We start from the raw sequence: 25,603 nt of genomic DNA on the forward strand, positions 1-25,603 counted from the left end.
CCCCCCCGCCACGCCGCCCCATCCATGGGTCGGGGACTCCTTCGGGGGGATTACTTGGCGCTGGCCTTGTGCTTCACCTTGGCGGCCTTGGCCGGTGCGCCGGCGGCGTTGCCGCTGAACTGGATGGCCTGCTGGTTGCGCTTGAGCGTGGCCGGGCCCATGCCCTTCACCTGGGCCAGGTCGTCCAGTGTCTTGAACGGGCCGTGCGCCTCGCGCCAGGCGACGATGGCCTTGGCCTTGGCCGCGCCCACGCCGTCGAGCGAGCTGGCGATGGTGGCCGCATCGGCCTTGTTGATGTTGACCGGGGTGGCAGCGATGGCCGGCAGGGTGATGGCCAGCGCGAGGGCGGCGGCGAGCAGGGTGCGAAGCATGGCGTTTCCTCCGTGAAAGCGGGACAGGGGCCGAATCGGGCCGTGGAGCACTGTGCGGCAACCTCGCTGGCACCGATGCCGGTGCGGACCGCGTTCGGCCCCGGGGCCGGCCAGCCGGAACTGTGGGCATGCCCCGACCCCGGTGTCGGAGCCGGGAGGACGCCGGGTGGGCGCTGTTACAATGGCAACCTTTGCCAGCATCACGGAGTTGCCGATGGATACCACCCGCCTTTCCCGTTTCGTCAGCGGCCTGTGGGACGACGAGATCGTGCCGCAGCTGGTGGAGTACATCCGTATTCCGAACAAGTCGCCGATGTTCGACAAGGACTGGGTCGCCCACGGCTACATGGACCAGGCCGTCGAGCTGATGTCGAGCTGGGCCCGTGGCAAGCTGGCCGCGTTTCCCGGCGCCACGCTGGAAGTGGTGCGGCTGGAAGGACGCACGCCACTGATCTACATCGAGGTGCCGGGTGAGGGCGACGACACCGTGGTGCTCTACGGCCACCTCGACAAGCAGCCGGAGATGACCGGCTGGGCCGACGACCTCGGCCCCTGGAAGCCGGTGATCAAGGGCGACAAGCTGTATGGCCGCGGCGGCGCCGACGACGGCTACGCGATCTTCGGCTCGCTCGCCGCATTGCTGGCGCTGCGCGAGCAGGGCATCGCGCACAGCCGCTGCGTGATCCTGATCGAGGCCTGCGAGGAGTCCGGCAGCTACGACCTGCCGTTCTATGTGGACCACCTCGCCGGGCGCATCGGCAATCCGTCGCTGGTGGTCTGCCTGGATTCGGGCTGCGGCAACTACGACCAGCTGTGGCTCACCACCAGCCTGCGCGGCATGACCGGCGGCGAGCTGACTGTGCAGGTGCTGGAAGAAGGCGTGCACTCGGGCGACGCGTCCGGCGTGGTGCCGTCGAGCTTCCGCATCCTGCGCGAGCTGCTGTCGCGGCTGGAGGACCCGGCGACTGGAAAAATCGTGCCGAAGGAGCTCTACGTCGAGATCCCGGCCGAGCGCATCGAGCAGGCGCGCCATTCCACCGAGGTGCTGGGCACGGCGATCTACGACAAGTTCCCGTTCGTCGAGGGCATGCAGCCGGTCACCGACGATCTGGTCGAGCTGGTGCTCAACCGCACCTGGCGCCCGCAGCTGGCGGTCACCGGCGTGGACGGCATGCCGCCGCTGGAGAGCGCCGGCAACGTGCTGCGCCCGAAGACCGCGGTCAAGCTCAGTCTGCGCGTGCCGCCGACGCTCAACGGCTCCAAGGCCGGCGACTTCGTCAAGCAGCTGCTGGAGAAGGACCCGCCGTACGGCGCCAAGGTCAGCTTCAAGGTGGAGAAGGACGGCAGCGGCTGGAACGCGCCGCAGCTCTCGCCGTGGCTGGCCGAAGCGGTGAAGGAGGCTTCCGAGCACTACTTCGGTGCGCCGGCGGCCTACATGGGCGAGGGCGGCTCGATCCCGTTCATGGGCATGCTGGGCGAGAAATTCCCGCAGGCGCAATTCCTGATCACCGGCGTGCTCGGTCCGCACTCCAATGCGCACGGCCCGAACGAGTTCCTGCACATCCCCACCGGCAAGAAGGTGTCGATGGTGGTGGCCGAGGTGGTGGCCCGGCACTACGAGAAGCAGGGCAAGTAAGCATGTCCGGAACGATCGACCCTTCCGCGCTGGCAGCCAACCTGGCCGCAGTGCGGGCCCGGGTCGACGCGGCCTGCCGTGCGGCGGGCCGCGATCCGGCCGGGGTGAGCGTGCTGCCGGTCAGCAAGACCTTCGGCGCCGAGGCGGTGCGTGCGGCGTTCGCCCTGGGCGAGCGCCGCTTCGGCGAGAACCGCGTGCAGGAAGTGCGGGAGAAAGCACCGCTGCTGGCCGACTGCGCGCTGGAGTGGGTGATCATCGGTCCGCTGCAGACCAACAAGGCCAAAGATGTCGCGCGCCTGGCGCACGAAGTGCAGACGCTGGACCGGATCGAGCTGGCCGAAGCATTGGATCATCGCCTGCAGCTGGAGGGGCGCGCCATCGACGTCCTCGTGCAGGTGAAAACCTCGCCGGAAGAGAGCAAGCACGGGCTCGCTCCGGAGGCGCTGCCCGGCCTGCTGGCCGCACTGCGGCGCTTCGACACGCTGCGCGTGGGCGGCCTGATGACCATCGCCACGCATACCGACGACGAGACCGAGGTGCGGCGCTGCTTCCGTCAGTTGCGCGAGCTTCGCGATGCGATGGCGGCCGCGGGGCACGATCTGCCGCGGTTGTCGATGGGCATGAGCGGCGACTTTGCCCTGGCCATCGCCGAAGGAGCGACCGAGGTGCGCATCGGCAGCGCGATCTTCGGGGCGCGACCGGCCACGGCCGGCTGAGTCAGGTTTCCTGCGGCCGGCATCCGGGATCGCCGGGGATATGCTGACCTGCGGGGTTCAGTTAACTCCGATCCAACAAACCCGCGGGCCCGCTTTGATAGCTTTCGCCAGCTGTCCCCGGTCCGCGTGTCGCTGGTCGGGATTCCGACTTTCCGCGAGGGGCCTGTCCCGCATGACGATCAAGCCGTTGACCGCGCTCGCCGCGCTGGCCATCGCCGTGTTCGCCGCCCCGGTGCATGCCGCCGATGCCGTCGTCCCGACGCCGTCGATGACCCCGGTGGTCGCTCCGCTGACCCAGGTGTTGCCGCTGGCCGATCCGGCCTCGAAGCTGGCCCTGGCAGTGCTGCCGACCGATCCGGCCGCCTTGCGCGCCACCGGTGAAGTCCGGCCAGGGAACGCCGGGGCGGAAGCGACCAGCCTGCGCCAGTCGCTGATCGGCCTGGCCATGGCCCTGCGCCATATCCGCTACGTCCGCGGCGGGCGTACCCCGTCGACCGGTTTCGACTGCAGCGGCTTCGTGCACTACGTGTTCGCCCAGGCCGTCGGCATGAACCTGCCGGCCAATGCTGCCGCGCAGTTCCTCGCCGGGCTCAAGGTCAACCGCAAGGACATGCAGCCGGGCGACCTGGTGTTCTTCCGTACTGCCGGTCGGCGCGGCCGCATCTCGCACGTGGGCATCTATCTGGACAACGGTCGGTTCATTCATTCGCCCTCGCACGGGCAGACCGTGCGCGTGGACAGCCTGGCCGACGCCTACTGGGCCCGGCACTTCGCAGGCGCCGCGCGCCCCGAAGGGCTGGCCGATGTCAGTCCCGTGCCCGGCAAGAGCTGAGCCGCGATCCAACGCATGATCCGACAGGGCCGCCGCATGGCGGCTTCTTTTTTGCCTGCGGCCGGGGGCGCCGCTGCCCGGGTCTGGCCGGGGTGTTGTGCCTTGTCGCCCGGCCCCCATCTTATCGGTCTGTACCCGCCCTTTCCGAGGAGCCCCTGCGATGCCGCTGTCGACCCTGCTGGACCTGCCTGGCGTGACCGCCCGGCCGGAAGCCGTCACCCAAGGCTACGTGTTCAACCACACCATGATCCGGGTGAAGGATGTCGCCGCGTCGCTGGACTTCTACACCCGCGTGCTTGGTTTCACCCCGGTGCACAGGCAGGTGTTCGAGGAGGCGAAGTTCACCATCTACTATCTGGTGCTGCGGGCCGACCGCGACGCGATTCCCGACGACGACGCCGAGCGGCTGGAGTGGGTGCTCGGCCAGCCGGGCGTGCTGGAGCTGACCCACAACCACGGCACCGAGGACGACCCGGATTTCCACTACCACGACGGCAACGGCGAGCCGCGCGGCTTCGGCCATCTGTGCGTGTCGGTGCCGGACGTGCAGGCCGCCTGCGCGCGCTTCGAGGCGCTGGGCGTGCCGTTCCAGAAGCGCCTGACCGACGGGCGCATGAAGCACATCGCCTTCATCAAGGATCCGGACGGCTACTGGATCGAGATCCTGCAGCCGGCGCGTTTCGTCGGCTGAGCCCGGAACCGCCGCGGCGTGGCGCGGTCCGTGCCACGCCCGTCCCCCGACTGGAAACGAATCGATGCCCCTCTCGCTTGCCCCGGTGACCCGGAACCTGCTGATCGCCAACGTGGCGATCTTCCTGTTGCAGATGGTGATGCCCGGCATCGCCGGCTGGCTGGCGCTGTGGCCGCTGGGCAGCGGGTACTTCGAGCCGTGGCAGATCGTCACCGGCGGGTTCCTGCACGGTGGCTTCGCGCACATCGCGTTCAACATGCTGGCGCTGTACATGTTCGGCAGCCAGATCGAGCGGCTGTTCGGCTCGCGCCAGTTCACCGTGTACTACTTCACCTGCCTGGTGGTGTCCTCGCTGCTGCAGCTGGCGGTGCTGCGCTGGTTCATGCACGACTTCCAGACGCCGACGGTGGGCGCGTCCGGGGCGATCTTCGGCCTGCTGCTCGCCTTCGGCATGTTCTATCCGCACGAGAAGGTCTACTTCATCCTGCTGCCGATCCCGATGCCGGCCTGGCTGTTCGTGATCCTCTACGGCGGGCTGGAGCTTTTGTCGGGCGTCTTCGGCTGGATGCCCGGCGTGGCGCACTTCGCCCATCTCGGCGGCATGCTCGGCGGCTGGGTGCTGATCCAGTACTGGCGCGGCAAGCTGCCGATCAAGCCACGGCGACGGTTGATGTGGTGAGGTTTCGCCGGACCACGAAAAAGGCGGCCGGGTGGCCGCCTTTTTCGTGGTCCGCGGACGGATCGTTCAGCGCAGCGCGAGGAAGTCCGCGCTGACCACGAAGCGCACCGCATCCAGCCGCAGGCGCGCCTTGGGCAGGGCGTCGAGCAGCGCATGGCGCTCGGCCTGCACCAGGGCGATCTCTGCCGCGCTGACCGACGGGTTCACCGCCCGCAGCGCCTGCAGCCGGGCCAGTTCGGCGTCCAGCGTCTCGCCGGCCAGCGCGGTGGCCTCGGCCACCCGTTCCTGCGCCTGGGCGGTGGCGACGGCTTCGGCCTTCTCCAGCATCGGCGGCACCAGCTTGTTGAGGAACTTGCGGTAGCGCGCCACCTCGATGTTGCGGTCGGCGGCCTTGCGCAACGCGATCTCGCTGGGCTGGAAGTCGGGTCGCTCGGCCAGCCGCGTGTCGATGGTCACCGGCAGCGGCAGCACCGGCAGGAAACGCTCGGCGTCCAGCGCGCGGTCGGCCACGCATTCGAGCACGAACACTGCCTGCAGCAGCGCGCTGCGCGGACCCAGCGCGTCGTCCACCATGAACGCGGCGTTGCCCTGTTCGCCGGACAGCACCAGGTCCATCGCGCCGAGCACCAGCGGGTGGTCCAGCCGCAGCAGCGGCAGCTCCTCGCGGGCCAGTGCGGTATCGCGGTCGAAGGTCACCGAGACCGGCCCATCCGCGAAGCCGGGCAGGGCATCGGTGGACAGGTACTGCGGGTCGAGCAGCAGCACCTTCGGCCCCAGCTCCTCGGCGTGGATGCCGAACTGCTCGAGCAGGCGCTGGATGAAGGCATCGCGGGCCGGATCGACGTCCTCGCGACGGAAGGCCTGGGCCAGTTCCTCCGCATGCAGGTCGCGGCTGGCGGCCAGTTCCAGCAGGTGGTCGCGACCCTCGCGGATCAGCGCGGCCAGCTCCTCATGGCTGGCACGGGTCTCGGCCACCAGCACGTCCAGTTCCTGGTCGCGGCCGTCGCTGCTGCGGGCGTGCTCGTCGGCCAGCCGGGCCAGCGGCTCGCCATAGCGTCGCAGCAGCTCGCGGCCGTCGGACGGGCTGACCCGGAAGGCGTCCAGGCCCTCGTCGTACCAGCGTGCCAGCACATGCTGCGCACTGCCTTCCACGGCCAGCACGTGGATCGCGATGTCGTGACGCTGGCCGATGCGGTCCAGTCGGCCGATACGCTGCTCGAGCAGGTCCGGGTCCAGCGGCAGGTCCCACAGCACCAGATGATGGGCGAACTGGAAGTTGCGGCCCTCCGAGCCGATCTCCGAGCACAGCAGCAGGCGCGCGCCGTCGGGCTGGGCGAAGAACGCCGCATTGCGGTCGCGCTGCACGATGCCCAGGCCCTCGTGGAAGCGGGCGATACCCGCGCCGGTGCGGGTGCGCAGGGCTTCCTCCAGCGCCAGCACCTTGGCCTGGCTGCGGCAGATCAGCAGGAACTTGGCCTGCGGATGCGCCTCGAGCAGATCGACCAGGGCCTGCAGGCGCGGGTCCTCGGCATAGTCCAGGGTGAGGGCCGGCGATGGCTGCTGGATGTCGGCGTGGAATTCGGCCAGCAGCGCCTGGCGTCGGCGGTCGTCCAGCGCGTCGGCGTCGATCAGATGCCAGACCGGCACGCGCTGGGGGAAGCCGCCGATGCCGGCGCGACGGTTGCGGAACATCGCGCGGCCGGTGCCGTGCCGATCGATCAGCGCAGAGAGGATGGCGCGGGCGTGCTCGGGCGCCACCGTCTCGGCGAGCTGGCCGGTGAGCTCGGCATCGTCGGCCAGCACGCTGGCCAGCAGGCTGCGGTCTTCCACGGTGAGCGGCAGGCCCTGGGTCAGCCGGTCGGCCACCTGCGACAGGGCCTGGAAGCCGTCGGACTCGGCGAGGTAGGCGTCCAGGTCGCTGTAGCGCTGCGGGTCGAGCAGGCGCAGGCGGGCGAAGTGGCCGCTGCGGCCGAGCTGCTCGGGCGTGGCGGTGAGCAGGATCACGCCCGGCGTTTTCGCCGCCAGCTGCTCGACCAGGGTGTAGCGCGGGCTGGCCGCTTCCGGCGTCCATTCCAGATGGTGGGCTTCGTCGACCACCAGCAGGTCCCAGCTGGCGTCGAGCAGTTGCTGCGCGCGCTTGGGCGAGGATTCGAGGAAGCCGAAGTCGGCGATCACCAGTTGCTCGTCCTCGAACGGGTTGCTGCCCGGCTCGGACTGCTCCAGCGCCTCGCAGCGCTCCTCGTCGTAGATCGCGAAGCTGAGGTTGAAGCGGCGCAGCAGCTCGACGAACCACTGGTACACCAGCGTGTCCGGCAGCAGCACCAGCGCACGCGAGGCGCGGCCGGTGGCGAGCTGGCGGGCCAGGATCATGCCGGCCTCGATGGTCTTGCCCAGGCCCACCTCGTCGGCCAGCAGCACGCGCGGCGGCCGGCGCGCGGAGGCGATGCCGGCTACGCGCAACTGGTGCGGAACCAGTCCTACACGCGCCGCACCCAGCCCCCAGCTCGGCGAGCGGCGGGCCTCGGCACGCCGGCGCAGTGCATCCAGGCGTTGTTCGAAATGGGATACCGGATCGGTGCGGCCGCCGATCAGGCGGTCGTCGGCCTGGCTGACCGCCTGCTCGTCGTCGAGCTGCCCTTCCTCCATCTCGCGGCCCTCGCCGCGATACACCAGCAGGCCTTCGCGCACGTCCACGCGCTCGACCAGGAAGGAGATGCCCTTGCCGGCAATGCGCTGGCCGGGACGGAATTCGGCGCGGACCAGCGGCGCGGACTCCATCGCATAGGGCCTGAGCACGCCGGCCTTGGCGAACAGCACCTGCACGCTGCGTCCCTGGACGCGCAGCACGGTGCCGAGGCCGAGCTCCGGCTCGGCAGTGGAGATCCAGCGTTGACCGGGTACGAACATTGAAAAACCGCGTGTCGATAAAGGGCGTCGATTATCCGCCCCTTGCCGCGCGCAGGGAACAGCGGCGTGCGATCAGGTCTGCGACCACTCGCGCAGCAGATTGTGGTAGACGCCGGTGAGCTGCAGCACCGCGACCTCGTCGCCGCCGGCCGCGCGCAGCCGCGAAATGGCCTGGTCCAGCTCCAGCAGGGTGCGCCGGTGGCCGACGTCGCGGACCAGGCTCTGCACCCAGAGGAACGCGGCCAGCCGGGCGCCGCGGGTGACCGGGGTGACCCGATGCAGGCTGCTGGACGGGTAGAGGATGGCATCGCCGGCCGGCAGCTTCACCGCGTGCTCGCCGTAGGTGTCGCTGACCACCAGCTCGCCGCCGTCATAGTCTTCCGGCGCGTTGAGGAACACCGTGCAGGACACGTCGCTGCGCAGCTGGCTGCCATCGGCCAGGGCCATCACTGCGCCGTCGACATGGAAACCGTACTCGCCGCCGCCCCGGTAACGGTTGAAGCGGGGCGGCAATTGACGCGCCGGCAGCGCGGCGGCGTGGAACAGCGGATGCCGGGCCAGCGCCGCCTGCACTACCGCGCCCAGGTCATGGCGCAGCGGCGAGCTGTCCGGCAACTGCTCGTTGCGCTTGACCCTGGCGCCCTGGGCGCCGACGGTCTCGCGGCCGTCGGTCCAGTCGGCTGCATCCAGCGCCTGTCGCAACTGGTCGACCTGGGTCGCGCTCAACACGCCGGGAAGGTGCACAAGCATGGGGACCTCGTCCGGATCAGAAGCGGAAGTTGACGGTCAGCATCGCCGAGCGCGGCGCGCCGGGGGTATAGCGGTAGCCGCTCTTGTTGATCGCGGCGACGTAGGACTTGTCGAACAGGTTGTAGAGATTCAACTGCAGGTCGACACGCCGGTTGACCGGGTAGCTGGCCATCGCGTCGAACACCCAGTACGCATCGGCGTAGGCCGGCGTTCCGATCGCGCCGTCGCTGCCGCGCTTGAGCTTGCCCGAGTACCGCGCGCCGCCGCCGACGGTCAGGCCGAAGGGGAGGTGGTAGGTGCTCCAGGCGGTGAACGCGCTCTTCGGGGTATAGGCCAGGGCCTCGGAGCCGTCCTCGGCAACCGCCGTGCCGTTCACCACCTTGGCATCCATCGTGGTGAGGCCGGCGCTGACCGCCCAGTTCCTGGTGATTTCGCCGACCGCGGTCAGCTCCACGCCCTGCACCCGCTTCTTGCCGATCTGGTAGTACGCCGAGGTGTCGACCGGGTCCTGCACCAGCTCGTTGCTCACCGTGGTGCGATACAGCGCGCCGGTGACCAGCAGGCGGCCGTCGAGCAGGTTCCATTTGGTGCCCAGTTCGATGGTGCGGGCCTTCTGCGGGTCGAGGTCGGGGTTGTCCAGGCTGTTGGCGGAACTGCTCAGGGTGAGCGTGCTGCCGCCCGGTGGCTCCTGCGACTGGGCGAGGTTGAGGTAGACGCTGCCGTCGGGCGTCGGCTTGTACAGCACGCCCAGCTTGTAGTTGGGCAGGCTGCCGCTCTTGCGGGCATCCACTCCGGGCACGACGCTGCCCGCCGGCAGGCTGCCGCAGGACGGGCCGCGGCGTCCGCCGCAGACCACCATGCTGGAGAAGTCGGTGGTGTAGCGGTCCAGCCGTGCCCCGGCGTTCACCTGCCAGTGCCGGCCGAACTTCAGCGTGTCGAACAGGTAGGCGGCCACGGTGTTGGTCTTGCCCGAGCTGTAGGCGCCGTTGCGTGCGTACAGCAGGCCGCCGACGCTGGAGTCCGGGTGGTAGAGATTCGCCGCCGGCCAGGCGCTGCCGTCGATCGTGGCGATGCCGATCGTGGTGGCTTTCTCCTGCGACAGCTCGACGCCGGCGCTGAGGTCCTGCGTCATGGTGTCGCCGTCGATGTGCACGGTGACATTGGTCTGGTTGGCCAGGATGCGGTTGGCCTGGTGCTTGAACGTCGGGTTGCTGCGGGCGACCGTCCAGGTCGACGGGTCGGCCGGGTCCGGGGTGAGCAGATTGGCCGCCGAAGCCATGAACGAGGTCAGCAGGTAGTCCTGCCGGGTGCGGCCCCAGCGGGTGGTATTGCTCAGCGCGACATCCGTCGAGACATCGTGCTGAACGATCGCGGTGAACATGTCCGCGGTGACGTCGTCGTGGTCCTGCGAAGTGCCGTAGAAATTGCCCGTGTCCACCTTCGGTGCGTCGCCGATGTAGGGCCGGGTCGGGTCCGGGCTGGTGTAGCCGGGCAGGCCGATGGTGGAGACGCCGCCGTCGGGCACGTTGGTCTGCTTCACGTGCAGCGCGTCGAGGTAGACGCGGGTGGGGGTGCCGATGCCGAAGGCCAGCGACGGTGCGACGCCCCAGCGGTCGTTCTTCACTCGGTCGCGGCCCGGCGCGCCGCTGTTCTGGCCCATCACGTTGAGGCGGAAGGCCGAGTGCTCGCCCGTCTGCCGGTTCCAGTCCACGGTGCTGCGCCTGTGCTGGCCGCTGCCGTAGGACACCGAGGCCGTCACGCCATGGCCCAGCTGGGGCTGCTTGCTCACCATGTTGACCGCGCCGGTGGGGGCGGTGCGACCGTACTCGGTGCCGTCCGGTCCCTTGGTGACCTCGACCTGTTCGATGTTGAAGACGTCGCGCGAGATCGAACCGAGGTCGCGAACGCCGTCCACGAAGATGCTGCCGGAGGTGTCGAAGCCGCGCATGTAGATCGCATCGCCGGTGCTGGTAGAGCCGTTCTCGCCGACATAGAACGTACCCACGCCGGGGCTGTTGCGCAGTGCCTCGGTCAGCGTGGTCGCGCCCTGTTCCTGCAGCAGTTCCCTGCTGATCACGGTGATCGTCTGAGGCGTGTCCAGCAGCGGCTGGGTGAACTTGGGCGAGGACAGCGTATCGACGCGATAGTCCGGCGCGCGGTTGGCCTCGACCTTGAGGCCGGGCAGGGTGCGGGCCTGGGCGATCTGCGCGTCGGTGTCGACGGCACCCGCGGTCTGGGCGACGGCCATGCCGGCGAGCAGGGCGGCAGTGGTGGGAAGGGTGTGCTTGCGCGCGGTGATGAAAGCCATGCCGATGTCCTTGTTGCTTCGGTTCGCCGGTCCGGTCGGCTGCTGCGGGCAAAGCGTCGCCGTCCGACGGCTCCCTCGAGGAGGCATCGGAGACCGGGGGTGGGTGGTGCGCTGGCGACCGTGGGGCGGGCTGTGCGCGGATGGCTCTATGCTATCTAAATGAGAATGATTTGCAACAATATTCGCAGCGACGACAAAGAAAAGGCCCCGCACTCGCGTGCGGGGCCGTGTGGCTCAACCAGGCCGGGCCGTGGCCCGGTGGGGAATTACCAGATCTTCACCTGCTGGTCGCCGGAGCGGACCATCGGATCGGTCGGCTTGCACTGGAACGCGGTGGCGAACGCCGGCATGTTCGACGGCGCGCCGATTGCACGCAGCGAGGCCGGTGCGTGCGGATCGGTGTTCAGGCGCAGCAGCGCTTCCTTCTCGCGGATGTTGCCGCGCCACACGCGGGCCCAGTTGAGGAAGAAGCGCTGGTCCTCGGTGTAGCCGTCGATCTTCTTGCCGGCTTCCTCCGGATGCTGCTTCAGCGCCTGCTGCAGGGCGTCGTAGGCCACGTTCAGGCCGCCCAGGTCGGCGATGTTCTCGCCCAGGGTCAGCTTGCCGTTGACGTGCGCGTCCGGCTTGTCCTTGATCGGCGTGTAGGCGTTGAACTGCGCCACCAGCTTGTCGGTGCGGGCGTCGAACTTGGCGCGGTCTTCCTTGGTCCACCAGTTCACGTTGTTGCCGGCGCCGTCGAACTGGCTGCCCTCGTCGTCGAAGCCGTGGCTGGCCTCGTGGCCGATCACCGCGCCGATGCCGCCGTAGTTGATCGCGTCGTCCGCCTTGGCGTCGAAGAACGGCGGCTGCAGGATCGCGGCCGGGAAGTTGATCGTGTTGTCGGTCGGGTTGTAATACGCGTTGACCGTCTGCGGGGTCATGCCCCACTCCTTGCGGTCGGTCGGCTTGCCGATCTTGTCGATGTCGTAGCGGTAGTTGAACTTACCGGCCGCCATCACGTTGGCGTAGAAGTTGTCCGGGGTGACGCTCAGGCCGTCCCAGCTGCGCCACTTGTCCGGGTAGCCGATCTTCGGCAGGAAGGTGTTCCACTTGGCGATCGCCTTTTCCTTGGTCTCGGCGCTCATCCAGTCGAGGTTCTCGATGCGCGCCTTCAGCGCGTTGCGCACGTTGTCGACCAGTTCCTGCGCGCGGGCCTTGGCTTCCGGGGTGAATTCCTTCTTCACGTACAGCTCGCCCAGCGCCATGCCCATCGCGCCGTTCACCGTGCCCAGCACGCGCTTCCACAGCGGCTTCTGCTCCGGCTGGCCGGAGAGCGTCTTGCCGTAGAAGTCGAACCGGTTGTCCTGGAACGCGGTGCTCAGGTAGGGCGAAGCGTCGTCGATCACGTGGAAACGCAGGTAGGCCTGCCACTGCGAGGCAGGGGCCTTGGCGAGCAGCTTGTCGAACTCGGCGAAGAACGCCGGCTGCGACAGCGAGAAGCCCTTGTCGACGGTCACGCCCTGGTCCTTGAAGAACTGCTCCCACGCGAAGTGCGGGGTGACCTTGTCCGCGTCCTTCACGCTGACGAAGTGGTACTGGTTCGACGGATCGCGCAGCTCCACCGGCGCCAGCGAGGCCTTGGCCAGCTCGGTCTCGAACGCCATCACCTCATCGGCCTGCTTCTTCGCGTCGGCCTCGGACACGCCGGTCAGCTCCAGCGTCTTGGCGATGTAGTCGAGGTAGGCCTTGCGCTCGTCGGCATGCTTCGGATCGAGGTAGTAGTCCTTCGTCGGCAGGCCCAGGCCGCTCTGGAAGGTGTAGCCGATCTGCGTCTCGGCGTGCTTGAAGTCGGCGCCGGAGCCGAACGCGAACACCTGCTGGTCGCCGTCGGCGAAGCTCTTCATCAGGTAGTCGGCGACGTCCCTGCCGTTCTTGAGCCCGGCGATCGCCTCGAGCTTGGGCTTGATCGGATCGAAGCCTGCCTTGTCGCGGGCCGCCTCGTCCATGCCGGACTGGTACAGGTAGCCGATCTTCTGTTCGATCGATCCGGCCGGCGCGCTGGCGGCGTTCTTGGCGGCGTTCTCGACGATCTCGTGCTGGGTGTTGAGGCTGTCATCGGCCAGCTTGTCGAAGGCGCCCCAGCGGGTGCGGTCGGAAGGAATCGGGTTGGCGGCCACCCACTTGGCGTTGACGAAGGTGTTGAAGTCCTGGCAGGCCTCGCTGGCCGGGCCGAGTTCACTCACGTCGAAGACGCTCTTGTTTGCCGGTGCGGCCGCGGTGGCTGCGGTAGCGGCCTTGGCCGGCGCGGCCGGGGCGGCGGCCTGCTCATGCTTGCCGCAGGCGGTGAGGGACAGGGTGAGCGCCAGCGCAAGCGCGGTCGGCTTCAGGAAGGAATGGGACATGGATATCTCTCTGGCGGAAACGGGAGCCGGTCCGGAGACCGGAAAAGACAACCGCCCCGTCATGCCGCCGGTGGGCGGCATGACGGGGCGGCAAGGGCGATTACCAGATCTTCACCTGCTGGTCGCCGGAGCGGACCATCGGATCGGTCGGCTTGCACTGGAACGCGGTGGCGAACGCCGGCATGTTCGACGGCGCGCCGATCGCGCGGAATTTCTCCGGCGAATGCGGGTCGGCGTTGAGGTAGACCATCTGCGCCTTGTCGCGGATCGAGCCACGCCACACGCGGGCCCAGTTGAGGAAGAAGCGCTGGTCCTCGGTGTAGCCGTCGATCTTCTTGCCGGCCTCCTCGGGGTGGTTCTTCAGCGCGGTCTGCAGCGCGTCGTAGGCGATGTTCAGGCCGCCCAGGTCGGCGATGTTCTCGCCCAGGGTCAGCTTGCCGTTGACGTGCAGGTCCGGATGGCTGGGGATCGGCGCATAGGCGTCGAACTGCTTGACCAGCTTGTCGGTGCGGGCGTCGAACTTGGCGCGGTCTTCCTTGGTCCACCAGTTCTCGTTGTTGCCGTCGCCATCGAACTGGCTGCCCTGGTCGTCGAAGCCGTGGCTGGCCTCGTGACCGATCACTGCGCCGATGCCGCCGTAGTTGATCGCGTCGTCGGCGTTGGCATCGAAGAACGGCGGCTGCAGGATCGCGGCCGGGAAGTTGATCGTGTTGTCGGTCGGGTTGTAGTAGGCGTTGACCGTCTGCGGGGTCATGCCCCATTCCTTGCGGTCGGTCGGCTTGCCGATCTTGGCGATGTCGTAGTCGTAGTTGAACTTGCCCGCCGCTTCCATGTTGGCGTAGTAGTCGCCCTTGCTGATGGTCAGGCCATCCCAGCTGCGGAACTTGTCCGGGTAGCCGATCTTCGGCAGGAACTTGGACCACTTGTCCAGCGCCTTGGCCTTGGTCTCGGCGCTCATCCAGTCGAGATTCTCGATGCGGGTCTTCAGCGCATTGCGCACGTTGTCGACCAGCTTCTCCGCGCGCTCCTTGGCTTCCGGCGGGAAGTACTTGGCCACGTACAGTTCGCCCAGGGCCATGCCCATCGCGCCGTTGACCGATCCCAGCGCCAGCTTCCACTGCGGCTTCTGCTGCGGCTGGCCGCGCAGGGTCTTGCCGTAGAAGTCGAACTGCGCGTCGACGAACGGCTGCGACAGCGCGGAGGCGGCGCCGGAGATCGTGCGGGCCTTGAGGTAGGCCTTCCACTCGGCCAGCGGGGCCTTGGCCAGCAACTGGTCGAACTCGGCGAAGAACTTCGGCTGCGACAGCGAGAAGCCCTTGTCGACGGTGACGCCCTGTGCCTTGAAGAAGCCGTTCCAGTCGAAGTGCGGGGTGACCTTGTCCGCTTCCTTCACCGTGACGAAGTGGTACTGGTTTTCCGGCTTGCGCATCTCCACGCGCGGCACCGAGTGCGCGGCCAGCTCGGTTTCGAACTTCATCGCCAGGTCGGCCTGCTTGGCCGCATCGGCCGGCTTGTCACCGGTCAGCTCGAACAGCTTGGCGAGGTACTTCACGTAGGCGTCGCGCAGGTCCTTCTGCTTCGGATTGCTGTAGTAATCCGGGGTGGGCAGGCCCAGGCCGCCCTGCTCGGCGTAGCCGATCTGGATCTTGGCGTCCTTGAAGTCGGCGCCGGAGCCGAATCCGAACACCGCACCGTCGCCCTTGGCAAAGGACTGGTTGAGCCAGGCGGGCAGGTCCTTGTTCGACTTCAGCGCATCGATGCCGGCCAGATCCTTTTTGATCGGGTCGAAGCCGGACTTGTTGCGCGCGTCCATGTCCATCGCGGAGGCGTACAGCCAGCCGATCTTCTGCTCGATCGAGCCTGCCTTGGCGCTGTCGGCGTTCTTGGCGGCGTCCTCGACGAGCTGGTGCTGGTCGGCCAGGCTCTTTTCATAGAGCACGTTGAACGAGCCCCACGAGGTCTGGTCGGCCGGGATCGGGTTGGCGGCGATCCACTTGGCGTTGACGAAGGTGTTGAAGTCCTGGCAGGCCTCGCTGGACGGCCCCAGTTCGCCGACGTCGAACACGCTCTTGGGAGCGGCCGGCGCGGCGGCCGCGGCGACCGTAGCGGCCTTGGCCGGTGCGGTCTCGGCAGGCTTGGCCGCTTCCTCGTGCTTGCCACAGGCCGAGAGCGAGAGCGCGAGGCTGACGCCGAGCGCGAGCGGTTTCAGGAACGGCTTGGTCATGGGATTCCCTCTGTGGATGATCCGGATACGGGTGGAACTGGAAACGACGGGCCCGCCGGCGCTGGACCGCCGGGCATGACTTTCGACGCTAGGTCAAGAGTCATGGTCCAGACAGTGTCAAAGGTCAGGGGTGGGGGAGGCGGCCGGCCGGGCGTCGACGCCGGCACCGCGCAGCGTGCGCAGCTGGCTGGGGTCGAGCCGGAGAACCGGGTAGGCGCCCACGGCCTGCGCTGCATACCAGGGCGAGCGACGGTAGAACCAGTCCAGCCGCTCGCGCGGACTGGCGGCAAACGCCGGGTCGGTGGCGAGCCGTTGCTGGAACCGGGTCGCCAGCGCCGGGTCGCGGGCCAGCATGTCGCGGGCGAGTCTTTCCAGCACGCGGGGTTCGCCGTACTCCTTGGCCTCGAAGACGGCACCCAGATAGCCCCAGCGCAGCAGCGAGTCGGGCGCCTGCGGTTCCAGCAGTTCGATGGCAACGTTCGCTGCGCGCTGGTCCATCGGCACGATCACCGAGCCCGGCGGCAGCGTGACGGTGCGGGTCACCGGCGCGACGTCCACCGAGCGCAGCATGTGATGGCCTTCGAACGGCGAATCGGCCCATTCCGGACGGTCGAGCTGGTAGCTGCCGGCGGTGACGGTCACGGCGTGGTCGAGCCGCTGCATCGCGACGCCGTGCGCAGCCAGGCGGTCGATCATCACCGACCATTGCGCCGGCACCACGTAGGCGGCCGGCGGCGTGATCGAGAGGTCCGGCAGCAGCGCGTTCCAGTTCGGGATGGTCCAGGTACGCGGCTGGTGCGGGTCGTAGCGGATCCAGCCCGCGCCCGAGATGTCGCTGGGCGTGACGGTGAACGCGTAGCCCTTGAACACGTGCGGCGTCGACTCGGGCGAGAGTTTGAAGGTGAGCGGTACGCGCGCATCGGGTCGGCCGGCGCGGGCGATCACGCGGGCATCGGCGGCGGCATCCGCCGCGAGCAGCGGCTTGGGATCGGCGTCGATCCGCGCCAGCAGCAGTTGCACCAGGTCGTAGACGGCGCGCACGCGCACCGCGTACGGCTTGAGCATGTGCGTCTCGATCAGCAGTGCCGGCCGGTTCTGCAGGGCCGCGTAGCCGGTGGAGAAGCGCGGGCCGGAGCCGAAGTTCACGATGCCCCTGGTCGGATCGCGGCCGTCCTTGAACTCGAGGTAGATCGAAGCGAGGTGGCCGCGCTTCTCGTAGGCCGGCAGGGTGTGGTCCATCAGCGCCTGCTGCCAGGCGGCGACGCCGGGATCGAGCTTGTGCGGGTCCTCGGTGTACCAGGTCAGGTCGTAGGGATAGTCGGCGCCGTCGGTGGTGTGCACGTCGATCAGGAAATCCGGCAGCCAGTGCTGCCAGAGCCTAAGCCACGCGCGCATCTCCGGCGCGTCGGCCTTGATGTAGTCGCGGTTGAGGTTGAGGTACTGCGACTGGCCACGGAAGCCCTGGCTTTCCGGGCCGTTCTGGTTGATGCGGTGGTATGGCGAGCTGTTCTCGTGGCCGTCCACGCTGAATACCGGGATGAACACCAGCACCACGTGATCGAGCAGGTGCGGCCACTTGCCGGTGACGGCGATATCGCGCAGCAGCATCAGGCCGGCGTCCTTGCCCTCGATCTCGCCCGGATGGATGCCGGCCTGCACCAGCACCACGGCCTTGTGCGTGGCGCGCGCGGCGGCCGGGTCGAACGTGCCGTCGTCGCTGGCGATCACCGCGGTCATCGGTCGGCCCTCCGGCGTGGTGCCGAAGGTCACCAGTTTCAGCCGGCCCGGCGCGGCGCGCTGCAGGCGCTCGAGGTAGGCGAGGGTGTCGGCGTAGCTGGGCGTGGTGCGGAAGTGCGTCGCCTCCGCGGGGGTGGTCCAGTCGGTGGCCTGGGCGCCGAGGGTGGCGAGGCCGAGCAGGCCGGCGAGGATCGGTCGGAGCATGCGGCGTCGATTCCTACGGGGTGAGGGTGCGGCTGGCGGGCAGGGTGTCCGGTGCCACCGCGCCGCCGGAGATGATGAAGGCCATCGCCTGGTCCATGCTCCAGTCGGTCGGCGTGAGCTCGTTCACCGGCACCACCACCAGATAGCCGCCGGTGGGGTTCGGCGTGGTCGGGATGTACACCGCGGCCATCTCGCGCCCGCTGCCTTCCTCGGTCATCACCCGGGTGACGAAGCCGGCCACCTTCATGCCCGGTCGGGGGAAGTCGATCAGCACCACGCGCTGCGTGTTGGAGGGCTTCTGCTGCAGCACCGCCATCAGCTTCTTGGTGCCGCCGTAGATGGTCTGCACCAGCGGAATGCGGGTGAGCAGGCCGTCGAAGGCGTCGATCAGGCGGCGGCCGACCATGCGGCTGGCCAGCCAGCCCACCACGTACAGACCGAGCAGGGTCAGCACCAGCGCCATGATCGCCAGCACCCAGCCATGGTCCAGCGCCGCCGCCGCATCGGGTGCGGCCAGGCCGAGCGCGCGGCGCACCAGGGTAGCCATCGGCGCGCCGACCCCGGCGAGCACGCCGAACACGAACTTGAACACCAGCCAGGTCACCCACAGCGGCAGGAAGGTGAGCAGGCCGGTCAGGACATAACGTTTGACGCGGAGCGGTCGCATGGATCATTCCTTGGACGGGATCACGCCGGATTGTAGGGCGGCACGCGGCTGTGATTTTTCCGCCGCGCCAGCGAATCATCCCCGTGAGACTACCGCCGACCCGTGCCGATGACCCGTCCCGACCCCGACCGCTTCCAGAGCCTGCTTCGCGAACACCAGGGCATCGTGCTCAAGGTCGCGGCGATCTACGCGCCGCATGCCGAGGATCGACGCGACCTGGCGCAGGAGATCGGCCTGCAGGCCTGGCGGTCGTTCGGCCGTTACGACCCGGCCCGCGCGAAGTTTTCCACCTGGCTCTACCGGGTGGCGTTGAACGTGGCGATTTCCCACCTGCGCCGTGGCGAGGCGGTGCAGGGCGCGAAGCTGGAGCCGCTCGATGTCCACCACCTGGAAACCGTAGCCGGCGAGCCGGCGCCCGAGCCGGACGAGCGGCTGGCCGCGCTGCAGGCATTCATCGGTCAGCTCGATCCGCTCAACCGGGCGCTGATCCTGCTCTACCTGGACGAGCGCCCCTACGCCGAGATCGCCGAGATCCTCGGCATCAGCGAGACCAACGTGGCCACCAAGATCGGCCGCATCAAGCAGACCCTGCGCGGCCGGATGACTGCCGCGATCCCCACCGGAGCATGAGCATGGAACTGGATGAGATGAAGCAGGCCTGGCAGGTGCTGGACCAGCGTCTGGCGCGGCAGCAGACGCTGTCCCTGCAGCTTTACCGCGACAGCGGCATGGACCGGGTGCGGCAACGGCTGCGGCCGCTCGCCTGGGGCCTGGTGCTGCAGCTTCCGCTGGGCATCGCGTTGATGCTGTGGGGGATCAGCTTCTGGTCCAGCCATATGAGCGAGCGGGGTTCGGTGATCTGTGGCGTCGCCATGCAGGTGTTCGGCACGTTGGCGGTGATCTTTGCGGCGCGAACGCTGGCGATGGTGCGGGGCATCGACTATGCGTCCCCGGTCCTGGAGATCCAGCGGCGCATCGCCGATCTCCGCGCCTGGCGCGTCAAGGTGGAAGCGCCGGTATTCGCGGTGCTCGGCAGCGTGATCTGGATTCCCGCCCTGCTGATGCTCGCGCAATACGCGGGCGACCGTGCCGGCGTGAGCCTGTGGGACCACCTCCGTCCCGGGTTCGCGGCATGGCTGGTGCTGTCGGCAGCGGCTTCGCTGGTCGCGGTCGGCGTGGCCTACGCCGTGCTGCGCCGCCTGGGGCTGCTTCGATGGCTGGCGAACCAGGCTGCCGGCAAGGCGGTGCAGCGCGCGGAGGCCGAGCTCGACGCGGTGATCCGCTTCGAGCGGGAGAACGGCTGAAGCGGTCGCCCGGTGTCGTCCGCGGCCTGGGCCATGCCCCCTCGGCATGCCCGCGGGCCCCGTCGCCGAAGGTGGCGCGGCGCGCGATCAGCGGCTTCGGGCGCGGTGGATCTCAGGGGCAGGGAGTCGCCGCCGGCGGCAGGTAGGCTGCCGCCGGCCGGATCGCCAGCCACACGCCGCGGAAGCGCTGCACGTGCAGCGCCGGGCAGGCGCGGGCCTCGGCCTCGGTCTTCGGGTAGGTCACCACCACGCCCTGCGGGTGGGCCGCCGCCCACTGGCGCAGCGCCACGGGGCCGGCCGCCTCGTCGATCGGTCGGGCGAGTCGTCCGGCGAAGGTGAACTGCCCGTTGTAGCCCTCGTTGTTGAAGATCGGCCGGCCCTCGGCCTCGGCTCTCGCCAGTACGGCGGACGCCTCGTGCAGGTCGAAGGCGTGCCACCAGGTCAGGGTGAACAAGGTGTTGATCGCCAGCACGCCGAGCAGCGCCGAGAGCACGACCTTCTCCAGCTCCGCGCCGCGGGTGGCGAGCAGGGCCGCCAGCAACACGAACAGCAGGCCGAAGCCCCGGCTGTGCGTAGCGAAGGACTGCAGCATCGGCGAGCGCACCGTGCCATGGGCGACCAGCGACGGCAGCCAAAGCAAGCCGATCGCAAGCGCCAGCGCGAACAACGCGAGCGGCCACGGCCCCGGCCAGCGCGAGGTCGTTGCGACCGGCGCGCGGACCTGTGCCGCGGCCAGCAGCAGGGCGAAGCCGGCGTACTCGGGCAGCAGGTAGTAGGCCTGCTTGCCGGATACCAGCGAGAAGGCGACGAGCACCGGCAGCAGCCAGGCCACGAGGAAGCGCAGACCGTCGTCGCGGCGCAGCGGCAGGGCGGCGATGCCCAGCCAGGGCCGCGGCCACAGCACGAACGGGAACAGCAGTGCCGGCAGCACCGGCAGGTACCACCAGAACGGCTGCCGATGCGCAAACGCGTCGACCACTCGCCCGGCGGTCTGGTGGAACAGCAACTGCTGCCGGTAGGCCTCGCCACCCACCGCGCTGGCACTCAGTGCCCAGGCGAGCAGCACGGCCACCGCGCCCAGCAGTGCCAGCGTGCCGCCGGCGTACCAGCGTGCACGATGGCGTGATGCCCAGGGTTGCCACAGTGGGCCTGACAGCCAGGGCAGGCCGACGTGCAGCAGCATCACCGGCCCCTTGGCCAGCAGGCCGAGCGCTACCGCCGAGGCAAAGCCGACCGGGTTCGGCGGGGCATCGCCGGGGCCGGGGCGCAGAGCGAGCAGCGCCATCAGCACGCAATCGGCCAGCAGCACCTCGTACATCGACTGCAGGCCGAACTCGAACGCGTAGCTGAAGCTCATCAGCAGCAGCGGAGCCACGTACGCGATGGCGGCCTGTGCCGGGAACAGTCGCCGCGCCAGCCGGACGCACAGCAGCAACTCGACGCCGCCGAGCAGCACTTCGAGCAGGCGCGGCCAGCCATTGCCTGCACCCATGACCGCCCAGCCGGCGTGGATCAGCCAGAACAGCAGCGGCGCCTTGTCGCTGTAGGGCGCACCGTTGAGGTAGGGCACCAGGAAGCTGTGCCGCTGCCACATCTCCCATGCCACCGCGAGGGTGCGGGTGGAGTACATCGGCACCGGGCCGTGCTGGAAGATCGCCACCAGCGCGACGCCGAACCACAGCGCCAGCCAGGCGGCCAGGCGACCGCTCGACGGCACTGGACGGTCCGGCGATGCCGTGCCAGTTCGCAAGCTCGATCCGCTCACGGAGTGGACTGGCGGGCGATCACGAAACCCGTCGGCAGATGGCCCAATACCACGTGTGGAAGCCCGTGCTGCCGCAGTACGACCATGTCGTGCTCGTCGACCAGCGCCACACCGTGCGCGGAGGCTCGCCAGCGTGTCTCGAAGGCCTCGAGCGTCGGCAGATAACCGTCGGGACGGGAGTCGATGAAGGGCGTGAGGTCGTCGCGGTCCTGCGCCACGATGGTCACCGGGCGCTGGAGGTAGAACGGCAGGCCGCGGACGAAGCCTCCGACCATGTAGACCGGGGTATCCACGGTGAGCGCTGGCGCCATCAGCCGCGCCACCGGTTCGCCCGAGCGCGGTCCGACCCAGGCCTGCGACGCCAGCAGGGTGATCGTCCAGCCGACGATGCCGGCCAGTGCCAGCGCATGCATCGCCGCGTCGTGATGGCGATGCCGGGTCAGCCTGCCGGTCGCGTAGGCCGCGGCCAGCGTCATGAGTGCGAGGCCTGCAGCGAGACCGCCGAGAGCCGCCGACATACCCTCGTGAGCCGCATCGTGGCGTTGCGTGAGGGCCGCGACCAGTGCGCCAGCCGCGCCGATGGCAGCGATCCAGGCCGTCACGCGCGTGCGCCGCGCCAGCGCATCATGCGGCAGTCGGGCGGCAATGCGACCCAGCAGGAGTGCCGATGCGGGGAACAGCGGCAGGATGTAGAACGGCAGCTGGGAATGCGACAGCGAGAAGAACACGAACACCACGCCGACCCAGGCCAGCAGCAGCCGTTCCACCGGCGCGCCGTTCCACATCGCCCGCCAGCCGCTGCGCGTGAACGGCACCAGCGCGGTCCATGGAAACAGTCCCAGCAGCACCACCGGGAGGAAGAATCCGGGCGGCTTGCCGCGGTTGTCGGCCGAGGTGAGGAAGCGCGTGAAATGTTCGCGGATGAAGAAGTAGTCGAAAAACTCCGGGTGCCGCCGTGTGACCTCGACGAACCACGGCGCCGACACCGCCAGCAGCAGGGCCAGGCCAGGCAGCAGCGACACGCGGCCGAGCGCGCGCCAGTCGCGCTGCCACAGCATGTACACCGCCAGCACCATGCCCGGCAGCACCACGCCGATGAGTCCCTTGGAAAGCACCGCCAGTGCCAGCGCCGCCCACATGCCGAGGTTGATCGTGGTGCGTCGCGAGGCCGCGGCCGGATCGAACTGCGCCACCACGAAGCACGCCATGCCCAGCGCCAGGAACGCTGCCACGCCGAGATCCAGCGTGCCCACGTGCGCACTCACCGCGAACAGCATGCTGCTGCCCAGGATCGCCGCCGCATACAGCCCGGCCGCGCGTCCCCACACCCGCCAGCCGGCCCAGGCCACGGCGGCGATCGCCAGCAGACCGGCCAGCGCACCCCACAGCCGTGCGACCCAGGGCTCGGTGCCGAGCAGCGCATACGCGGCCGCCGTACCCCAGTAGTGCAGGGGCGGCTTGTCGAAGAACAGGAAGCCGTCCAGTCGTGGCGTGATCCAGTCGCCGCTGGCGAGCATTTCGCGTGCGACTTCGGCGTAGCGGCCCTCGTCGGGTTCGCCCAGGCTGCTGCGCATCAGTCCGGCGATCCATGCCACGCCCCACATCAAGGTGACAAGCAGCGAGAGCAGGCCCGCATGTTCGGCGTGGGTCGGCGCCGCACTGTGCGAGGAAATGCCGGGGCGGGCACTCAGCATGTCGGATGGGCCACTTGGGTGGGGGCGTCCTGCCGGAGAGCCTCCCACTGTGTCCGCTTACTCTTTCAGGACGTTTTCAGCTGGCCTGCATTTTCAGGGTGAGGCAGGAACGTCATGCCGTTGCATCGCGCTGCCCGCGCACGGCCGGCTTGAGCCGCACGTAAAGCTGCTTGCGGACGCGCGCCACCACCTCGCCGTTTGCAGCGGTGATCTCGGTCTCGAACCAGCGCAGCACCTTGTCGCCGCCGGCTGCCGCCGAGCGCAGCTCATCGACCACCGCATCCGGCATGCGGAATGCCGCGTGGACGTCTGCGCGGCCGGGTGCCACGAAGTCGATCGCGCCGGCCTTGTCCCATACCAGGTAATCGCGCCCCAGCCGATGCATCGCCAGCAGCATCCAGAACGGATCGCTCATCGCGAACAGGTTGCCGCCGAACTGCGTCCGCACGTAATTGCGGTTCCATGGCCGCAGCCGCAGGACCACGCGTGCTTCGCTCCAGTCCCGTGCGATCGACTGCACGCGGATGCAGTTGAACAGGAACGGAGGCCAGAGATTGATCAGGCGACGAAGGGTGTTGGGGCGCATGTACAGGAACACGGAAGGGGGCGGGGCCAGGATCTTAACGCAACCATACGCAATGGTATGGGCTGGTCGGGGACGCCGTCTTGGCGAAATCCTCCGGCGTGGAGATACTCCACGCTCAAGACGCGCAACGCGTCCGCAAGGGGGAATCATGGGAAGGATCGGCAGATGGATGCTGGGGGTTTCGCTCGTGCTGGCCGCGGGCCCTGCCTGTACGGAAGCGGTTTCGTTCGCGGATCTGGCGCGCCACGCCGAATATTCGGATCTGCGTATCTCGCCGGATGGGAAGCATGTCGCGGCGAAGGCTGTGGTCGACGGCAAGCCGGTGCTGGCGATCGTCGACCTGGTCACCCACAAGGGCGTCGTCGTCAAGCCGCGCGACGGGAACGAGGTCTACCAGCTGTGGTGGGCCAACAACCAGCGGATCATCTACAACGAGACCACCGATCTGGCCGGATGGGACGCGCCCTTTGCGACCGGTGAGCTGTTCGGGGTGAATGCGGATGGCACCGGCGCCAAGCTGCTGTTCGGCTATCGCGCCGGCGGATCGTCCATCGCCACCCATATCCAGAAACCGCAGTCCGAGCTGGCCAGCGCCGAGATGATCGACACGCTTCCTGGCGACGACCGCCATGTGCTGGTCGGTGTGTGGTCCTGGTACAGCTACAAGGACGGCGCATTCACCCAGCTCAACGTGATGAACGTGATGGACGGCACGATGCGGCCGGCTGGCACTGCGCCGGTGCGTGATGCCTCATTTGTGGTCGACCATCATGGCGTGGCGCGGTTCGCCATCGGCGACGACGCGCACGCGCATCGGCAGGTGTACTACCGCACCGGAGAAAGCCAGCCCTGGAAGCTGCTGTTCGACGCGCCGCTGGGCTCGTTTGCGCCGACGCCGCTCGTCTTCAGTGGCGACGATCGTCTGGTCTTCATGCACTGCGACGCGGCGGGCAAGGTCGATGCGCTGTGCCCCTGGAAGGTGGACGGCGAGGCCATGCAGCCGGCGGTGTGGAGCAGTGACACGGTGGAGCTTGACCACCTGATCAGGAGTCTGGACCACAAGGACCTCGTCGGCGTGGCCTCGATGCCGGGCTTGCCGATGGTGCAGGCCATCGCGCCGCATGCCGACAGCATCGCGTTGATCGGCTCGATGTCGAAGGCCCTGCCGGGGGAGAGCGTCTCCATCGAATCGACCACGCAGGACGGCAGCAAGGCGATCCTGTTGGCCAGTTCGGACATGGACCCTGGCACCTACTACCTGTGGGATCGCAAGAGCGGGCAGACCACTCCGCTGCTGAAAAGCCGCTCCTGGATCGATCCGAACCGCATGGCGGAAATGCAGCCGGTGTCGTTCAAGGCCCGCGACGGGCTGACCGTCCATGGCTACCTCAGCACGCCGCCGGGGCAGGAGCAGGCGCACCACCTGCCGATGGTGGTGTTCGTGCACGGTGGTCCGTTCGGGATCCGGGACTGGTGGGGGTTCGATCCCTACGTGCAGATGCTGGCGACGCACGGGTATGCCGTGCTGCAGGTGAACTACCGTGGCTCGGGAGGCTACGGCGGGGCGTTCCAGGTGGCCGGCTACCGGCAGTGGGGTGGGGCGATGCAGGACGACGTCACCGATGCCACGAAATGGGCGGTTGCCCAGGGCATTGCCGATGCGGGCCGGATCTGCATCTTCGGCGGCAGCTACGGTGGCTACGCCGCGCTGGAAGGCGTGGCGAAGGAGCCGGGACTCTACCGTTGCGCGATCGGGTACGTCGGCGTCTACGACCTGGCGAAGCTGGAGCGCTGGAGCGATGCGACCGACTCATCCGCTGGAGAGAGCTTCTTCCGTGGAGTGCTGGGCAGCGATCCGGCGAAGCTGGCGGCGATCTCGCCCGACACCCAGGCGGCAAAGATCAAGGCGCAGGTGATGCTGGTGGTGGGCGGGCAGGACACGCGCGTGCCGCCGGATCAGGGCCGGGCCATGCGCGCGGCGTTGCAGAAGGCAGGCAACGAGCCGGAGTGGTTCTACGAGCCCGGTGAGGGACACGGTTTCTATGGCGAGGATCATCGCGCCAGCCTGTTCCAGAAGGTGGTCGGCTTCCTCGATCGCAATATCGGAAGTGCCTCCGCCGGAGCCAGCAAACCGCACTGATTCCCGGAACC

Annotated in this window: 19 protein-coding genes; 8 read left to right on the plus strand and 11 right to left on the minus strand. The window is 68.6% G+C overall.

The genetic code is table 11. The features are described 5' to 3' along the window. Window positions 1-50: 50 nt before the first annotated feature. Window positions 51-371, minus strand: a complete 321-nt coding sequence (locus C693_RS0115730; RefSeq protein WP_017463236.1) for a ComEA family DNA-binding protein — start codon at window positions 369-371, stop codon at window positions 51-53. A 214-nt stretch (window positions 372-585) separates the two neighbouring features. Between C693_RS0115730 and C693_RS0115735 the strand changes: the two genes are divergently transcribed. The 5 genes from C693_RS0115735 (at window position 586) to C693_RS0115755 (ending at window position 4,925) form a co-directional block, all read left to right on the plus strand. Continuing rightward, the gene (locus tag C693_RS0115735) at window positions 586-2,007 is read left to right on the plus strand and encodes a M20 family metallopeptidase (protein ID WP_017463237.1); all 1,422 of its coding nucleotides are present in this window, start codon (window positions 586-588) and stop codon (window positions 2,005-2,007) included. A gap of 2 nt (window positions 2,008-2,009) precedes the next feature. Continuing rightward, a complete protein-coding gene (locus C693_RS0115740) occupies window positions 2,010-2,723 on the plus strand; it encodes a YggS family pyridoxal phosphate-dependent enzyme (RefSeq protein ID WP_017463238.1) in 714 nt (237 codons plus the stop codon). 172 nt (window positions 2,724-2,895) lie between these two features. Continuing rightward, a complete protein-coding gene (locus C693_RS0115745; protein ID WP_017463239.1) occupies window positions 2,896-3,555 on the plus strand; it encodes a C40 family peptidase in 660 nt (219 codons plus the stop codon). A gap of 160 nt (window positions 3,556-3,715) precedes the next feature. After that, complete coding sequence (gene gloA, locus C693_RS0115750; protein ID WP_017463240.1) at window positions 3,716-4,246, plus strand: lactoylglutathione lyase; 531 nt, start codon at window positions 3,716-3,718, stop codon at window positions 4,244-4,246. Window positions 4,247-4,310: 64 nt separating this feature from the next. Beyond that, a complete protein-coding gene (locus C693_RS0115755; RefSeq protein WP_017463241.1) occupies window positions 4,311-4,925 on the plus strand; it encodes a rhomboid family intramembrane serine protease in 615 nt (204 codons plus the stop codon). Between the two features lie 66 nt (window positions 4,926-4,991). On the opposite strand, the gene rapA is transcribed toward C693_RS0115755, so the two are convergent. The 7 genes from rapA to C693_RS0115790 all read right to left on the minus strand — a co-directional run bounded on the left by rapA (window position 4,992) and on the right by C693_RS0115790 (window position 18,103). Beyond that, the gene (gene rapA, locus C693_RS0115760) at window positions 4,992-7,832 is read right to left on the minus strand and encodes an RNA polymerase-associated protein RapA (protein WP_017463242.1); all 2,841 of its coding nucleotides are present in this window, start codon (window positions 7,830-7,832) and stop codon (window positions 4,992-4,994) included. Between the two features lie 72 nt (window positions 7,833-7,904). Further along, complete coding sequence (locus C693_RS0115765; RefSeq protein WP_017463243.1) at window positions 7,905-8,582, minus strand: Fe2+-dependent dioxygenase; 678 nt, start codon at window positions 8,580-8,582, stop codon at window positions 7,905-7,907. A 16-nt stretch (window positions 8,583-8,598) separates the two neighbouring features. Further along, complete coding sequence (locus tag C693_RS0115770; RefSeq protein WP_017463244.1) at window positions 8,599-10,890, minus strand: catecholate siderophore receptor Fiu; 2,292 nt, start codon at window positions 10,888-10,890, stop codon at window positions 8,599-8,601. A gap of 266 nt (window positions 10,891-11,156) precedes the next feature. Further along, window positions 11,157-13,271 (minus strand): M13 family metallopeptidase, encoded by a 2,115-nt coding sequence (locus C693_RS0115775; protein ID WP_017463245.1) that lies wholly within the window; start codon window positions 13,269-13,271, stop codon window positions 11,157-11,159. A 100-nt stretch (window positions 13,272-13,371) separates the two neighbouring features. Next, complete coding sequence (locus C693_RS0115780) at window positions 13,372-15,495, minus strand: M13 family metallopeptidase (RefSeq protein WP_017463246.1); 2,124 nt, start codon at window positions 15,493-15,495, stop codon at window positions 13,372-13,374. Between the two features lie 117 nt (window positions 15,496-15,612). Continuing rightward, entirely contained in the window at window positions 15,613-17,436 is a 1,824-nt protein-coding gene (locus C693_RS0115785; protein ID WP_017463247.1) for a M14 family metallopeptidase, read from the minus strand. Window positions 17,437-17,449: 13 nt separating this feature from the next. Then, entirely contained in the window at window positions 17,450-18,103 is a 654-nt protein-coding gene (locus C693_RS0115790) for a DUF502 domain-containing protein (protein ID WP_017463248.1), read from the minus strand. Window positions 18,104-18,205: 102 nt separating this feature from the next. Between C693_RS0115790 and C693_RS0115795 the strand changes: the two genes are divergently transcribed. Together C693_RS0115795 and C693_RS0115800 are read left to right on the plus strand one after the other, a co-directional pair. Further along, entirely contained in the window at window positions 18,206-18,733 is a 528-nt protein-coding gene (locus tag C693_RS0115795) for an RNA polymerase sigma factor (RefSeq protein WP_430536810.1), read from the plus strand. Window positions 18,734-18,735: 2 nt separating this feature from the next. Then, window positions 18,736-19,407 (plus strand): hypothetical protein, encoded by a 672-nt coding sequence (locus C693_RS0115800; RefSeq protein WP_017463250.1) that lies wholly within the window; start codon window positions 18,736-18,738, stop codon window positions 19,405-19,407. A 112-nt stretch (window positions 19,408-19,519) separates the two neighbouring features. Here C693_RS0115800 and C693_RS0115805 read toward each other — a convergent pair whose 3' ends face one another. The 3 genes from C693_RS0115805 to C693_RS0115815 all read right to left on the minus strand — a co-directional run bounded on the left by C693_RS0115805 (window position 19,520) and on the right by C693_RS0115815 (window position 23,452). Next, window positions 19,520-21,124 (minus strand): ArnT family glycosyltransferase, encoded by a 1,605-nt coding sequence (locus tag C693_RS0115805; RefSeq protein WP_017463251.1) that lies wholly within the window; start codon window positions 21,122-21,124, stop codon window positions 19,520-19,522. 44 nt (window positions 21,125-21,168) lie between these two features. Then, entirely contained in the window at window positions 21,169-22,866 is a 1,698-nt protein-coding gene (locus tag C693_RS0115810; protein ID WP_017463252.1) for a glycosyltransferase family 39 protein, read from the minus strand. Between the two features lie 112 nt (window positions 22,867-22,978). Beyond that, window positions 22,979-23,452: a DUF4442 domain-containing protein gene (locus tag C693_RS0115815; protein WP_026107469.1), complete on the minus strand. Its 474-nt coding sequence runs from the start codon at window positions 23,450-23,452 to the stop codon at window positions 22,979-22,981. A 169-nt stretch (window positions 23,453-23,621) separates the two neighbouring features. Between C693_RS0115815 and C693_RS0115820 the strand changes: the two genes are divergently transcribed. Continuing rightward, window positions 23,622-25,592 carry an alpha/beta hydrolase family protein gene (locus tag C693_RS0115820; RefSeq protein WP_017463254.1) on the plus strand — a complete coding sequence of 657 codons (1,971 nt, stop codon included), beginning with the start codon at window positions 23,622-23,624 and terminating at the stop codon, window positions 25,590-25,592. Window positions 25,593-25,603 lie beyond the last annotated feature (11 nt).

This window comes from Dyella ginsengisoli LA-4 (assembly GCF_000334915.1).
Classification (GTDB): Bacteria; Pseudomonadota; Gammaproteobacteria; order Xanthomonadales; family Rhodanobacteraceae; genus Dyella_A; species Dyella_A ginsengisoli_A.

Excerpts from the sequence above, each read along its gene's own strand:
- C693_RS0115775 (WP_017463245.1), bottom strand. The coding sequence starts at position 13,271 with ATGTCCCATTCCTTCCTGAAGCCGACCGCGCTTGCGCTGGCGCTCACC.
- C693_RS0115745 (WP_017463239.1), top strand. The coding sequence starts at position 2,896 with ATGACGATCAAGCCGTTGACCGCGCTCGCCGCGCTGGCCATCGCCGTG.
- rapA (WP_017463242.1), bottom strand. The coding sequence starts at position 7,832 with ATGTTCGTACCCGGTCAACGCTGGATCTCCACTGCCGAGCCGGAGCTC.
- C693_RS0115740 (WP_017463238.1), top strand. The coding sequence starts at position 2,010 with ATGTCCGGAACGATCGACCCTTCCGCGCTGGCAGCCAACCTGGCCGCA.
- gloA (WP_017463240.1), top strand. The coding sequence starts at position 3,716 with ATGCCGCTGTCGACCCTGCTGGACCTGCCTGGCGTGACCGCCCGGCCG.
- C693_RS0115815 (WP_026107469.1), bottom strand. The coding sequence starts at position 23,452 with ATGCGCCCCAACACCCTTCGTCGCCTGATCAATCTCTGGCCTCCGTTC.
- C693_RS0115780 (WP_017463246.1), bottom strand. The coding sequence starts at position 15,495 with ATGACCAAGCCGTTCCTGAAACCGCTCGCGCTCGGCGTCAGCCTCGCG.
- C693_RS0115765 (WP_017463243.1), bottom strand. The coding sequence starts at position 8,582 with ATGCTTGTGCACCTTCCCGGCGTGTTGAGCGCGACCCAGGTCGACCAG.
- C693_RS0115790 (WP_017463248.1), bottom strand. The coding sequence starts at position 18,103 with ATGCGACCGCTCCGCGTCAAACGTTATGTCCTGACCGGCCTGCTCACC.
- C693_RS0115730 (WP_017463236.1), bottom strand. The coding sequence starts at position 371 with ATGCTTCGCACCCTGCTCGCCGCCGCCCTCGCGCTGGCCATCACCCTG.
- C693_RS0115770 (WP_017463244.1), bottom strand. The coding sequence starts at position 10,890 with ATGGCTTTCATCACCGCGCGCAAGCACACCCTTCCCACCACTGCCGCC.
- C693_RS0115810 (WP_017463252.1), bottom strand. The coding sequence starts at position 22,866 with ATGCTGAGTGCCCGCCCCGGCATTTCCTCGCACAGTGCGGCGCCGACC.
- C693_RS0115755 (WP_017463241.1), top strand. The coding sequence starts at position 4,311 with ATGCCCCTCTCGCTTGCCCCGGTGACCCGGAACCTGCTGATCGCCAAC.
- C693_RS0115820 (WP_017463254.1), top strand. The coding sequence starts at position 23,622 with ATGCTGGGGGTTTCGCTCGTGCTGGCCGCGGGCCCTGCCTGTACGGAA.
- C693_RS0115800 (WP_017463250.1), top strand. The coding sequence starts at position 18,736 with ATGGAACTGGATGAGATGAAGCAGGCCTGGCAGGTGCTGGACCAGCGT.
- C693_RS0115785 (WP_017463247.1), bottom strand. The coding sequence starts at position 17,436 with ATGCTCCGACCGATCCTCGCCGGCCTGCTCGGCCTCGCCACCCTCGGC.
- C693_RS0115735 (WP_017463237.1), top strand. The coding sequence starts at position 586 with ATGGATACCACCCGCCTTTCCCGTTTCGTCAGCGGCCTGTGGGACGAC.